The 14,020-nt window shown below is 38.8% G+C and carries 11 protein-coding genes; 8 read left to right on the forward strand and 3 right to left on the reverse strand.

From position 1 onward, the window contains the following. Positions 1 to 38: 38 nt before the first annotated feature. Together ACONDI_RS01255 and ACONDI_RS01260 are read right to left on the reverse strand one after the other, a co-directional pair. On the reverse strand, positions 39 to 893 hold the full coding sequence (locus ACONDI_RS01255; protein WP_241079690.1) for a formate/nitrite transporter family protein: 855 nt from the start codon (positions 891 to 893) through the stop codon (positions 39 to 41). A gap of 121 nt (positions 894 to 1,014) precedes the next feature. Next, on the reverse strand, positions 1,015 to 3,312 hold the full coding sequence (locus ACONDI_RS01260; protein ID WP_241079691.1) for a heavy metal translocating P-type ATPase: 2,298 nt from the start codon (positions 3,310 to 3,312) through the stop codon (positions 1,015 to 1,017). A gap of 289 nt (positions 3,313 to 3,601) precedes the next feature. Between ACONDI_RS01260 and ACONDI_RS01265 the strand changes: the two genes are divergently transcribed. The 4 genes from ACONDI_RS01265 (at position 3,602) to ACONDI_RS01280 (ending at position 9,397) form a co-directional block, all read left to right on the forward strand. Further along, complete coding sequence (locus tag ACONDI_RS01265; RefSeq protein ID WP_241079692.1) at positions 3,602 to 6,142, forward strand: glycyl radical protein; 2,541 nt, start codon at positions 3,602 to 3,604, stop codon at positions 6,140 to 6,142. Between the two features lie 45 nt (positions 6,143 to 6,187). Next, positions 6,188 to 7,189: a glycyl-radical enzyme activating protein gene (locus ACONDI_RS01270; RefSeq protein ID WP_241079693.1), complete on the forward strand. Its 1,002-nt coding sequence runs from the start codon at positions 6,188 to 6,190 to the stop codon at positions 7,187 to 7,189. 205 nt (positions 7,190 to 7,394) lie between these two features. Then, a complete protein-coding gene (locus tag ACONDI_RS01275) occupies positions 7,395 to 8,618 on the forward strand; it encodes a sensor histidine kinase (protein ID WP_241079694.1) in 1,224 nt (407 codons plus the stop codon). 2 nt (positions 8,619 to 8,620) lie between these two features. Continuing rightward, positions 8,621 to 9,397 carry a response regulator transcription factor gene (locus ACONDI_RS01280; protein ID WP_241079695.1) on the forward strand — a complete coding sequence of 259 codons (777 nt, stop codon included), beginning with the start codon at positions 8,621 to 8,623 and terminating at the stop codon, positions 9,395 to 9,397. A gap of 50 nt (positions 9,398 to 9,447) precedes the next feature. On the opposite strand, the gene ACONDI_RS01285 is transcribed toward ACONDI_RS01280, so the two are convergent. Further along, a complete protein-coding gene (locus ACONDI_RS01285; RefSeq protein ID WP_241079696.1) occupies positions 9,448 to 9,621 on the reverse strand; it encodes a hypothetical protein in 174 nt (57 codons plus the stop codon). 474 nt (positions 9,622 to 10,095) lie between these two features. On the opposite strand from ACONDI_RS01285, the gene ACONDI_RS01290 reads away from it, so the two are divergent. The 4 genes from ACONDI_RS01290 (at position 10,096) to ACONDI_RS01305 (ending at position 13,991) form a co-directional block, all read left to right on the forward strand. Further along, positions 10,096 to 11,205, forward strand: coding sequence for a glycerol dehydrogenase (locus tag ACONDI_RS01290; RefSeq protein ID WP_241079697.1), 1,110 nt, complete (start codon positions 10,096 to 10,098; stop codon positions 11,203 to 11,205). A gap of 33 nt (positions 11,206 to 11,238) precedes the next feature. After that, the gene (locus tag ACONDI_RS01295) at positions 11,239 to 12,909 is read left to right on the forward strand and encodes a propanediol/glycerol family dehydratase large subunit (protein ID WP_241079698.1); all 1,671 of its coding nucleotides are present in this window, start codon (positions 11,239 to 11,241) and stop codon (positions 12,907 to 12,909) included. Positions 12,910 to 12,924: 15 nt separating this feature from the next. Beyond that, the gene (locus ACONDI_RS01300) at positions 12,925 to 13,482 is read left to right on the forward strand and encodes a propanediol/glycerol family dehydratase medium subunit (RefSeq protein ID WP_277397798.1); all 558 of its coding nucleotides are present in this window, start codon (positions 12,925 to 12,927) and stop codon (positions 13,480 to 13,482) included. Positions 13,483 to 13,577: 95 nt separating this feature from the next. After that, the gene (locus ACONDI_RS01305; RefSeq protein ID WP_241079699.1) at positions 13,578 to 13,991 is read left to right on the forward strand and encodes a diol dehydratase small subunit; all 414 of its coding nucleotides are present in this window, start codon (positions 13,578 to 13,580) and stop codon (positions 13,989 to 13,991) included. Positions 13,992 to 14,020: the final 29 nt, after the last annotated feature.

A 14,020-nucleotide genomic window follows, 5' to 3' on the forward strand; every position in this document is an offset into this window, starting at 1 on the left:
GAACAAATTTGGGGAAGCATGGGAACCGGTCCCAAGCTTCATTGGACTCTATGAAGGTAAACAAACCAGTAAGCAAGGCCAACTAAAACGCCGCCGCCAATAATATTCCCTAATGTAACAGGCACAAGATTATTAAGTATAAATCCTGCCCAATTTAGATTTTCAATACCAAGGGCCATCTCTGGAAATTCACTTAAAAAAACTTCTTTTACAAGGGGGCTTGATTTGACCATTATCCCAAAAGGTATAAAGAACATATTCGCTATGCTGTGCTCAAAACCAGAGGCAACAAAGGCTGTGATAGGTAAAATTACTGCAATTATTTTGTCTGTTGCGGTCCTCCCGCTGTATGAGATCCAGATGGCAAGGACTACAAGGCTGTTAGCAAGGATTCCGCTAAAAAAAGCTTCCCAAAAGTCCATGCTAACTTTATTAACGGCAATATACATGGCATGAGCACCTAACAGACCTTCTCCAACTTCCCACTGCCTTGAGAGAAACACGATAGCAGCCATGCCAATAGCCCCAATGAAATTTCCAAAATACACAAGACCCCAGTTTCTAAGTAGTTTTCTTATAGTGATTTTTTTGGTCATAAAAGCTATTAATAGAAGGGTATTGCCTGTAAAAAGTTCTGCCCCAGTTAGAATTACAAGGATAAGGCCAAGGGAAAACACAAGTCCTCCAAGAATCCTTGTAAAACTAGAGAAAAATCCTGCATCGAACACAGCAACCAGATAAAACTCTGAAGCAAGAGCGATAAAAGCTCCTGCTAAAATCCCAAGGGTTATGGTAGTTCTTATATTATAGTTTGCTTTGTTTACTCCGACGTTTTCCGCTTTTCTTGCTATTGCCTCTGGTGAGAGGATATCTACGCTTAAGCGTTCTTCCATGGTTGATTCCGCCTTTTGTGTAAATAGTGAGGATGAGAGATTATATTATCTTTTAAAAAATATATTTTTATTTTTTTAGTATTGCAATTTATAATAGGATTATTTATTTCAATATCTTTTATTAGCTTGTAGCTGCCCTTGAGGAAATATTTACTTTTTTTAAACTGATGGAGTTAAGAACTACATTCAAAGAACTAAAAGCCATGGCTGCTGCTCCTATAATAGGATGAAGTAGACCTATGAATGCAAGGGGAATGGCTACTGCGTTATAGAACCAGGCCCAAAAGTAATTTTCTTTAATCTTTCTAAAAGTAGCTCTAGACAGCTTAACTCCTGAAACAACAGCACTCAAATCCCCTCGTATCAAGGTGATATCAGCAGTTTCGATTGCCACATCAGTACCGGTCCCGATAGCTATACCCACATCAGCTTGTTTTAGAGCAGGGGCATCATTGATTCCATCTCCCACCATAGAGACTAGACCATATTGTCTTTGTAAGTTTTTAATTTCGTCTACCTTTTCATCAGGAAGGACGTTTGCCACAGTTCTGGTTATTCCTACCTGTCTGGCGATGGCTTCGGCAGTTCGCTCATTATCTCCGGTAATCATACAGGTGATAAGCCCCATGTCTTCTATTTCTTTAATAGCATTTTTGGAGTCTTCTTTTAGAGTATCAGAAACTGCAATTATTCCTGCAAGCTCTCCTGAAACGGCAACTAGCATTGCTGTTTTTGCTTCGTCTTCTAATTTTTCCATTTCAATTTCAATGGGTGAAGTATCAATGCCGGCTTCTGAGATTAATTTACGACTTCCTACTAAGACTTCAAGGTCATCTATAGTTCCTCTTACACCTTTGCCAGTTACTGACGAGAATTCTTCTGTCTTTGCAAGGGAGAAGCTCTGTTTCTTTGCTTCTTCTCTGGCTCTGATAACTATTGCTTCTCCCAGGGGGTGTTCTGAAGATGCTTCTAAGCTGCCTGCGTAATATAGTAAGTCTCGGGGAGTGTAGTTCTTTATAGGAATAACATCTGTTACTTCGGGCTTACCTTTGGTAATAGTACCGGTTTTGTCAAAGGCGATCATTTTGATGTCTTTCATCATCTGGATGGCTTCACCGTTTCTGATGAGAACCCCTTGTTCTGCCCCTTTGCCGCTGCCTACCATTAGGGCAGTAGGTGTAGCAAGACCCAATGCACATGGACAGGATATTACCAGAACAGCGGTAGTAGCCAAAATTGCCAAAGTAAACTGGGGTGCACCGGGATTAACCCAGGGCAAATAATTGGATGCGGATACGATAATTCCAAGGAAAAAGTCAGGGAACACCATCCAAACTATAAAAGCCATAGCAGCTATTACAAGTACAGCAGGCACAAAGTAACCAGTTACCCTATCGGCAAATTCTTGAATGGGGACTTTAGTTCCCTGTGCTTCTTCGACCATCTTTACCACCTGGGATAAGAAGGTGTCTTTTCCTACTTTGGTTGCTTTAACTTTTAGGGCGCCTTTTTTATTGACAGTAGCTCCAATTACTTCATCCCCGGGGTTTCTCTCTACCGGGAGAGACTCTCCTGTAGCCATGGACTCATCCAAAAAGCTAGAGCCTTCGATGACTTCACCATCTGTGGGGATTTTTTCCCCCGGGCGGACCAGCATAATGTCTCCTGGTACTACCTGATCTATAGGGATATTTATTTCTTCATCATTTCTAATAACCCGTGCTTCTTTTGCTTCCATAGCAAGAAGTTGTTTGATGGCATCTGATGCTCTTCCCTTGGCTTTAGCTTCCAAAAATCGTCCTACCAGGTGTAAAGTAAGGATGGTAGCTGCCATCTCTATAAAGGTGGTAATAGGAAACCAGATAGCAAGAAAACTTAAAAGGTATGGAACGGCAGACCCCAGTGTAACAAGAGTATCCATATTGGTATTTAAATGTCTCAGGTTTTTTAAAGTAGATTTGTGAGTTTCAGAGCCAGCTATGAAAATTGTGGGAAAGCCTAATACGGCAATAATGGTAAAATAATAAGGGATCTCTACAAGGAACATGTGAATCATCATAAGTGCCATTAAAGGGCCTGCAAAAGCTACCGCAAACCACATACGCCAGGCTGCTTTTTTAAGGCGCTTTTCTGCCTGGCTTTCTTCTTCTATGCTAACGCCGCCTCTGCCGCTGTCTTGCTCTTTGGTTAACTCTTCGGCTTTATACCCCATTTTTGATACAGCTTCTTTAATGGCTGATAGATTAACGACAGAGGGATTGTATGTAACACTAGCCTCTTCAGTAGCTAGATTGACATTAACTTTATGTACTCCCGGTTGCTTTTGTAACCTGTCTTCTATTCTTTTAACACAACTCGCGCAGGTCATACCTTCTATTTGTATCTTTAATGATTTTTTCTTGGTTTGATCGGCTGTCATTTGAAGTTCCTCCAATTTTATGTGAAAGGTAGTTTCTCAATTATTGCGCGCAAAGAATTCGTATTAAATCAGTTATATTTAATTTGTACTTGTAATTTTTGTTTTATATTTGTTTTTATTCAAATGAGATAAGATTAATAAGTTTGTACTTTGTTGTTGTATTTATCAAAAAATTTATATTATTTTAAGCAATTTTTAACTATTACTTAGCAATAACGTGTAGAGTTAAAAAATTAAGTGTAAGTTATAATTTTGATAAAGTATTTATTATTATGAGGAGGTTATTTTTGTGGCTACTGAAGAAAAGTATGTGAAAAAGGGCGCAAACGAAACTCCTATCGGTTATGAACCTGTCGATAAGGATTGGGGAGTAGGAACTTCGGGGATGGTTAAGGAACCTTCTCCATTTTCAAGGATTAACTCCTGGAGAGAGGAATTCATTGAGACACCTTTGACAATTGATCACGAAAGAGCCTGTCTATGGACGGAAGCGATGAAAGAAAATGAAGCAAAATCAACGATATTAAAATCTGCTAGAGCATTAGCTCATGTTTTGAGAAACGTAAGCATCTATATTAATGATTATGAGTTAATTGTTGGAAACATGGCTGCTCCACCAAGATCTGCTCCTGTCTTTCCTGAGTTTTCTTATGATTGGTTCGTAGATGAATTAAAGAATGATCCCTTCAAAGAAAGAGAAAACGACCGCTATCTTACAACCGAAGAGGCAGAAGAAAAGTTAGAGAGTATTCATGATTATTGGAAAAACAATACTGTGCATGACATGGCAAGAGAAATGATGTCTGAAGAAGAACTTAAAGGTACGGGAGCTTATGGCAAAGGTATGTATATGCTTGGTAATTATTTCTTTGGCGGTGTTGGTCATATATCACCAAATTATATTACTATCTTCAATAACGGCTGGAAAGGGTTAAAAGAAATAGTAGAGAAGAAAATTTCCCAGTTAGATGAAACTTTGCCTGATGATCTAAAGAAAAAAGAATTTTACACTGCCCAGCTTACAGTTATTGAAGGGACTATGGATTTTATCAAAAGATATGCCAAACTTGCAAGAGAAAAAGCTTCTAAAGAAGAAGGCCAAAGAAAAGAGGAGCTTTTGCAGATAGCTGACAACTGCGAATGGATATCAGAAAACCCGCCTAGAAACTTCTGGGAAGCTCTACAGCTCTGGTGGTTTGCCACTACTATAATTCTGATAGAGTCTAACGGTCACTCGATAACTTATGGAAGATTTGACCAGTATATGTACCCATATTATAAAGAAGATATGGATAATAACACATTTACGAAGGATTTTGTCCAGGAATTAATAGAAGGAGCCTGGATAAAGATTAGTGAGCTCACGAAGGTTAGGGACAAAATTTCTACTAAGTCTTTTGGTGGAGTTGAGCTTGGAGGTCCGACGATGACTGTTGGTGGCCTTGACCGAGACGGTAATGATGCTACTAATGATCTAACCTTTATGTGTCTTGATGCAACAGCTCATGTAAGGCTTCATGCTCCCTGGATGACTACCCGTTGGCACTCAAATTCACCTGATGAGTTATGGGTCAAAGCTATTAAAGTAGCTAAACTAGGTTTTGGTCTGCCGTCCTTCTTTAACGATGAGTGTATAATTCCTTCGATGACTAACAGGGGAAGGACCCTTGAAGATGCAAGAGATTATACTATTATTGGCTGTGTGGAACCAGATGCCTGGGGTCAGGAGTACGGCTGGCATGACTCTGCCTTTTTCAATATAAATAAAGTGTTTGAGCTTGCAATTAATGACGGTAAATGTATAGATTGCAGTTCAGAGTGCTTTAGGTACGATAGATGTGTTGGAAGAGGAGAACAAATGGGGATAAAAACAGGTAAACTATCCGAATTTAAGTCTATTGAAGAAGTAAAAGAAGCATACCAAAAACAGATGAAATACTGGGTAGATAGACTTGTAAAAGCAGAAAATTGTATGGACTTTGCTCACCAGGAAAGAAAACCTCTTCCATATCTTTCGTTATTGATTAATGACTGTACCGAAAGAGGAATTGATGTAACTGCCGGAGGGGCGAAGTATAACTTTAATGGGCCCCAGGGTGTAGGAGTAGGAAACGTGGCCGATGGGTTGTCAGCAATAAATAAACTGGTTTACGAAGATGGAGAAGTATCGGGTGAGGAGATGTTAAAGGCTTTACAGAATAACTGGGAAGGCTATGAAGATCTCTATGCTCTAGTAAATAGCTCAAAGATACCTCATTACGGTAATGATAATGATGTTGCTGATGAATATGCAAGGTTTGCTGCAGATGCCTACTGTAAGCAGTTAGAAAACCGCCCGACAGCTCATGGAGGGGTATTCCAGCCAGGTCTTTATCCTGTGTCTGGTAATGTTGCCTGTGGTTCTGTCCAGGGAGCTACCCCTGAAGGTAGAGTACAGAGTGAGCCAATAGCAGACGGCGTTTCACCTGTTCATACCAAGCGTGGTTCTCATGACGTCAAAGGCCCAACGGCTGTAGCATTATCCGTATCCAAATTAGATCATGAAATAGCTTCTAACGGAACATTGTTAAACATGAAATTTACTCCTTCTACTTTGGCCGGGGAAGTGGGAGATGAGAACTTCATCTCAATGATGAAGGTATATTTCCGTAGAAAAGGGATGCATAATCAGATAAATGTTATTAGTCGAGAGACGTTAGAAGATGCAAGAAAGAGACCTGAAGAGTACAAAGGGCTTCTTGTGAGGGTAGCAGGTTACAGCGCTTTCTTTACAGAACTTGATGATAGCTTACAAAAGGATCTTATAGAAAGAACAGAGCTTGCCTTTTAAGAGGTAATAGCAGCTAAACAGGATTAGAAAACTGGAGGAATTGATATGGCCGAAAAAAGACCTGCGGTTGAAGGTGGGCAGGCTTTGAGGCTGGGTGTAGTATTTAATATCCAGCGCTATACTGTACATGATGGACCTGGGATAAGAACGCAAATATTTTTGAAAGGCTGTCCTCTTAGGTGCAAATGGTGCGATAATCCAGAAAGCTTCGCTGTTGATCGTGAATTAGGAGTTTTTTCAACCCGTTGTGTTGGCACTGACAAATGTGGACGCTGTCTTAAAACCTGCCCTAACGTAGATAGAGGCGTATTTCTTTTGGATGATAAGAAGAAAGTAGCAGATATTGACAGAAATCACTGTGAAAAGTGCTTCAACTGTGTTGAACAATGTCCTTCAGAAACCCTTGTAGTATGGGGAGAAGTTATGAGTGTAGATGATGTGATTAAAGAAGTAATAAAAGATAGAGCATTTTATGATGAAAGCGGAGGAGGTATAACCATCTCCGGTGGCGAGGTTATAATGCAGCGGGACTTTGTACTAGAATTACTAAAAGAGGCCAAGAAACAAGGGATTCATACTTGTATAGAGACTGCACTTCATGGTAATTGGGAACATTTTGAAGAGTTGATGCCCTACACCGACTTTGTAATAACCGACATCAAGCATATCGATCCTGGCCTGCACGAAAAATACACGGGAGTAACCAATGACTTAATCCTGGCTAACATCCAACAAATCGTAAAACAAGGAAAACCAGTAGTTATAAGGATACCTGTTGTACCTGGGCATAATGATAGTGAAGAAAATATTGAAAAAACAGGAGAGTTTGTCTTAAATAAGCTAAACAATCAAATAAAACAGCTGCAGTTGCTTCCCTATCGGAGATTAGGTGTAGAAAAATACGCTTCTTTAAGTATTTCCTATCCTATGGAAGAGTTTGAACTACCTTCTGAAGAAGAGCGGATGAACTGGATAAAATATTTGGCTGAAATCCTAAGAAAAATAGGTCTGCCAGCAGAAGTGGGAACTTCAAATAAAGTTGACTGAAAGTGTTTGAACGAAGTGATTGACTGAAGAGTTGTCTCTCATACCAAATGAGAAGTAAAAAAGTCAGTTTGGTATGAGAGACATTTTTTATCCTGATACCTCATATAGCAAGTTTTGTTATTTCGATTGCCATGTTATTATTTATCTTGTCTGTTTATAGTAAATGTTATAAAATTTAGATAAGCCTTATTTGGAGGTATGCTAATTGGAAAACTTAGATGCATCTTTCTCCAATATTGTTGATCCCCAGATAATTCAAAAAATCCAGGACAAATTCTCTGCTGCTACTGGTCTTGCCGCTGTTGTTACCGATGCAAAAGGTTATCCCGTAACTAAACAGACTAATTTCACGGATTTTTGTAAAATTATTCGCTCTTCGTCCCTTGGTTATAGTCGGTGTATGTGTTCTGACCACAAAGGAGGAGTAAGAGCCAGGGAAATACAAGCTCCATATATTTATCACTGTCATGCGGGGTTAATAGATATTGCTGCCCCTGTGGTTGTAAAGGGTAAATATATAGGTTCTGCCTTATGCGGCCAGGTTGTATTAGCAGAAAATGCAGAGTATAGCAAGGAATATGTTAAAAATAATGTTAAGGATTTGGATGTGGATCACGATTTGTTGATGAAGGCTTTTAGTGATATTGAAGTAATACCTACCTCCAAAGTTGAAGCTTCGGCTGAGCTATTATCTTTAATGGCTAATTACATGGTAGAGATGGGTGCTCTTAATCTCCTTCAGAAGAGACTCATTGAAGAAACAGAAACCAGAAAAGAAATTGAAAAACTACTTAAAGAAAAAGAACTTAAAGCTCTCCAATCACAGGTTAACCCTCACTTTTTGTTTAACAGCCTTAATACTATTGCCAGGCTTTCCCATCTTGAAGGTGCTGCTGAAACTGAAAACATGGTATACGCACTCTCGGATCTTCTGCGTTATAACTTAAAGAACTTCGAAGAACTTGTAAAAATTGAGGAAGAGATTAAAGTTATAAAAGACTACCTATTGATTCAAAAAACAAGATTTCAAGAACGACTGCAGTTTGAAATTGATATAGAAGAGAGTATCCTAAACGCTCCTATCCCACCATTGACATTACAACCACTGGTAGAAAACGCGATAATACACGGACTTGAAGTTAAAGAAAAACCAGGAAACATAATAGTTAAATCTACTATTTATGATAAGAACATTCATTTGGAAGTAATTGACAATGGGGTTGGTATTTGCGAAGAGAAACTTAATGAAATTTTCAAACTTAAAAACCAAAAGGACAAGAGCATGGGTCATACTACTGGACTTGGATTAATTAATGTGCACCGCAGGCTGCAGCATTATTTTGGAAGCGATGGCGGTGTCGAAATATTTAGTCGTGAAGGTGAAGGGACTAGAGCTAAGATTTTACTGCCTGGCAAGAAAGGAGGCTAATTATGTTTAAAGCTATAGTGGCTGATGATGAATCTTTGGAACGAAAAGCTATCTCCTCGATTTTATCTAAAAATAGGGAGATAGGTGTTGAGGTATGTGGCGAAGCGGGAGATGGGAAAGAAGCTATACGTTTAGCTAGACTTCACAAGCCAAACTTAGTTCTTATTGATATCAAAATGCCAGGCCTTGATGGCCTTGAAGCAACTAAGAACATAAAGGATGAACACCCCGATGTTCATGTGATAGTTATAACAGCTTATGACGAATTTGATTTTGCCCAAAAAGCTTTAAAGTATCAGGCTTCTGATTATCTGTTGAAGCCTGTACGTCCAGGATGTCTATTGGACGCTATTAAGAAGGTCTTACAGAGAATTAATCATAGCAGTGAAAGTTTTTTGCCAGCAAATACTAACAAAAATACTGATGAAAATAATGATGAAGAAAATAGCTGTGACAGCTTGATTGAACAATCTATTTATTATATTAAAGAAAACTATTCAAAGGATATAACGCTAACTGAAGTATCAAATGCAGTACATCTTAGTCCATATTATTTTAGCCGTCTTTTTAAGAAGAAAATGGGGATGAATTTTATTGATTACTTGACCAATTTAAGAATAGAAAAGGCCAAAGAATTTTTGATTGAATCAAACGCCAAGGTGGTTAATATTACTTACAAGGTTGGCTACAAAGAACCAGCGTATTTTAGTAGAATATTCAAAAAGCATACAGGGATCACCCCTAACGACTACAAAAAGAGATACAAAGTACAGTTTTAATATTTTAATAAAACTGTCCCACATTTTGGGACAGTTTTTTGTTAAGGTTCTTAAGAGACAATAGTTCTCTCTTCTGTCTCTTTTATTTTTATCTCATCTATGTCGTGTAAGCGCCCACATGAGCATAATACTTCTTTCCAGGTACCTTCTAAGACCTGTATTGGCTCCCCGCATGCTTCACAGGTAAAATATATCCATCTATATTTAATAGTTCTTATTTTCATTGTGAACTCCCCCTTCAGGTGGTTTTTCTTTTATCAACAAAAAGTCTGAGAATTCATATAAGATCTATACCAAGCCTGAAGCTTGATTATGGTTGTTTATATCCGCGTATCTCTGAATAACTCTTTAATTCTATTATCAACTCTATATATCGAATTGTCAAGAATTTTAGTAATAATATCCTAAATTAAAAGTATTATTAAAGCAAAAAAGTGAAACTATTAAAATGTTAGCAATTTTTTTGTATAAGAATGACAAGAAATAACATAGGGAATTGCAGTTAAGTAGAAAATTATTAAGAATAGAAAGAAAAAGCAACCAGAAAGAAGTAAAGAAAAGGTAACCGTAACCGACCAGGATTAAAGCCTAAGCAGGATTAAAGCCTAAGATTGTAGCTAATATAAGCTAAATCGAATTGGATCAAAGTTAGATCAAAGAAAGTAAGATTAAAAAAGATTAATAAGGAGGTATTTGTTATGGAGAAACTTCTCATTGCACCGGGAAAATATGTACAGGGTTCAGGTGTTTTAAGTACAGCTGGTGAGTATGCTTCACAGCTAGGTAAGAAAGCTTTGCTTATAGGAGGAGAGACAGCTTTAAATATAGCCAAAGATACCATAGAAAAAAGTCTTCAAGAAAATGATATGAGTTCTGTGTCGTATACTTTTAAAGCAGAAAGTTCAATGAAAGAGATTACTAAAATTAAGGATTTTGGTTCCGACGAAAAAGTTGATCTTGTAATGGGAGTTGGAGGAGGTAAGGTGATTGATTCTGCGAAGGCGGTAGCATATTATCTTGAGATACCTGTGATAATAGTGCCTACCATTGCAGCTACTGATGCACCCTGCAGTGCCCTTTCAGTAATTTATACAGATGATGGTGTTTTCGAAAAATATTTGCCTCTACCCAAAAATCCTGATGTGGTCTTAGTAGATACAAAGGTAATATCTAAAGCTCCTCTCAGGTTATTTGTTTCTGGCATGGGGGATGCTCTTGCAACGTATTTTGAGGCTGATGCTTGTTTCAAATCTAGTGCGCCAAATGTACCCGGATTATTTGCTCCGACTCCAAAAACTTCTACTAGAACAGCCCTTGGCCTTGCAGAGCTTTGTTATCAGCTTTTGATGGAGAATGGCTATGAAGCTAGCTGTGCAATCAGTGAGGGTGCATTAACTCCTGCGGTAGAGAGGGTAGTTGAAGCAAATACTCTTTTAAGCGGGCTTGGTTTTGAAAGTTCCGGGTTAGCTGCAGCTCATGCTATACATGATGGCCTAACGGCTCTAGAGGAGACTCACAGTGCTTATCATGGTGAAAAGGTCACTATAGGTACCCTTGCCCAAATAGTCCTTGAGGGTAGAGATGAGAAGGTGCTGTGGCAGGTTATAGAATTTGCAAGTTATGTTGGCCTGCCAATAACTTTAAAAGATATTGGAATAAAGGAAATTAATGAGGATGATTTACTAAAAGTTGGAGAAGCTTCATGTGCTGAAGGCACTACTATGCCTAATATGCCCTTTGAAGTAACACCGGAAATGGTAAAAGACGCTTTACTTGCAGTAAATGCGTTAGGAGAAAGTGTAGAATAAAACCAAACTTTGAAAGGAGGGCAATCATCAATCATGAAAAAGAGATCAAAAAGGTTTGAGAAGTTAGAAGAAAGGTTAGTTAATCAGGATGGATTTTCTAAAGAATGGCCTGAAGAGGGGCTGATTGCAACAAACAGTCCTAATGATCCACAACCAAGTATCAAAGTAAGTGATGGTAAGGTTGTTGAACTAGATGGTAAGTCAAGGGATGAATTTGATTTCATCGATAGGTTCTTGGCTGATTATGCTATTGACAAAGATAGGGCAGAAGAAGTTGTCAAAATGCCTGAAAAAGAAATCGCCAAAAAAGTTGTCGATGTAAATGTGCCCAGAGAGGAAATAATCTCTATAACAAAAGCTATGACACCTGCCAAGTTTGTGAAAGTCATGGAAGAGATGAACGTTGTTGAGATGATGATGGCTATGCAGAAGATGAGGGCTAGAAAGACACCTTCAAACCAATGCCATGTTACAAGTGCAAGAGATAACCCTGTCCAAATTGCAGCAGATGCGGCAGAGGCCGCCCTTAGAGGTTTTGATGAGCAGGAGACAACTGTTGGAGTAGGAAGGTATGCTCCTTTTAATGCATTGTCCTTACTTGTGGGTTCTCAGACAGGACGAGGTGGGGTTATTACTCAGTGCGCAGTAGAGGAAGCGACAGAGCTTTTACTTGGCATGAGAGGACTTACCTCTTATGCAGAAACGGTTTCTGTATACGGTACTGAGCAGGTCTTTATTGACGGGGACGATACCCCCTGGTCCAAATCTTTTTTGGCTTCGGCTTATGCTTCTAGGGGAATTAAGATGAGATTTACTTCAGGAACAGGTGCCGAGTTTCAGATGGGTTATGCCGAGGGCAAATCCCTTCTCTACAATGAAGTTAAATGCATTATGGTAACAAAAGGCGCAGGAGTACAAGGACTGCAGAACGGTTCTATCAGCTGTATTGGTATACCGGGTGCTGTTCCGGAAGGTATAAAAGCGGTGCTTGCAGAAAACCTCATAACCACTATGCTTGACTTAGAAGTAGCTTCTGGAAATGATCAGACATTCTCACACTCAGATATAAGAAGGACTGCCAGGGCGCTAATGCAGTTTTTACCAGGGACAGATTTTATCTTCTCCGGTTATAGTTCAGTTCCTAACTATGATAATATGTTTGCTGGCTCTAATTTTGATGCCGAGGACTATGATGATTACAACGTTTTACAAAGAGATCTAAAAGTTGATGGTGGTCTAAAACCAGTGGAAGAGGAAGAAGTTATTTTTGTAAGAAACAAAGCGGTGAAGGCGCTGCAAGCAGTTTATAATGAGTTAGGCCTTCCGCCTATTACAGATGAAGAAGTAGAAAGCGCTACTTACGGCCACGGAAGTGAAGACATGCCGAAGAGAAATGTTTCTCAAGATATTAATGCGGCACAGGAACTATTAGAGAGAAAAATAACCGGATTAGATATTGTAAAGGCATTAAGGAAGAATGGCTTTGATGATATATCTGAAAACTTATTAAATCTGTTAAAGCAAAGAATTTCTGGAGATTATCTACAGACATCTGCTATTTTGGATGAAAACTTCAGAGTCGTAAGTGCTCTAAATGACAAAAATGATTACCAGGGACCTGGAACAGGGTACAGGATAAGTAAGGAACGTTGGGATGAAATAAAGGATATTCGCCAAGCTTTTGACCCTAAAGATTATATTTAAAGAGAGGTGACTTTGATGATAGCTGCTGAGAACTTGATTTTGGAAGAAAAAGAAGAAGCTAAAAAAGGAACTAAAAGTGAGGAAGTTATTATAGCAGTTGGACCGGCATTTGGAACTTCTCAAACCCAAACATTGATCGGTCTATCACATCGTGATGTACTAAGAGAACTAATGGCTGGGATCGAAGAAGAAGGGCTCTCAATGAGGGTAGTAAAGATAATACATTCATCGGACTTGGGGATAATTGGAAACGTAGGGGCTAAATTAAGCGGTTCAGGCATTGCAATTGGATTACAATCACGCGGCACGGCGCTTATTCACCAAAAAGATCTTGTTCCTTTAAGTAACCTTGAGCTATTTCCCCAGTGTCCTCTGCTTGGGTTAGAAGAATATAGACAGATAGGAAAGAATGCTGCCAAATATGCCAAAGGAGAATCTCCTGATCCAGTACCAACTAAAAATGACCAAATGGCACGTCCTAAATACCAAGCAAAAGCTGCAGTTTTACATTTGACCGAAACTAAACTTGTAGATAAAGATAAAAAGCCAATAGAACTAGATGTTAAGGTATGATCGATAGTTTGTAAGACCTGAATTTTATATGAAAGTTTAGTTAGAGTTTGATTTTATTTTAATTGCTATATCTATTTATAGGAGGTGAATAGTAAATGTCTGCAGACAAAAAGGTTACTTATCCTCTATCGGATAACCCGGACCAAGTCTATACCCCTACCGGCAAAAAGATGACAGATGTTGATATAGAAAGGGTTATGAATGGGGAAATAGATGCATCAGATATAAGGATAAGTGAAGAAACCCTTGAAAAACAGGCAGAAATCGCCAGGCAGGATGGTAAGGAGCAGGTAGCCCAAAACTTAACCCGGGCGGCCGAACTAACTCGTATACCAGATGATAGGATTATGGAGATATACAATGCCCTAAGGCCATATCGTTCAACAAAACAAGAACTTTTGGCAATAAGTGAAGAGCTAAAAAATGAATACAATGCAACTATTAATGCTGAGTTAATCAGGGAAAGTGCAGAAGTTTATGAGGAAAGAGGAATTTTGAAAAAAGAATAGTATAGTCATTAGGCTATAAGATTGGGAGG

Source organism: Natranaerofaba carboxydovora, from assembly GCF_022539405.1.
In the GTDB taxonomy this organism is placed as follows: Bacteria; Bacillota; Natranaerobiia; order Natranaerobiales; family Natranaerofabaceae; genus Natranaerofaba; species Natranaerofaba carboxydovora.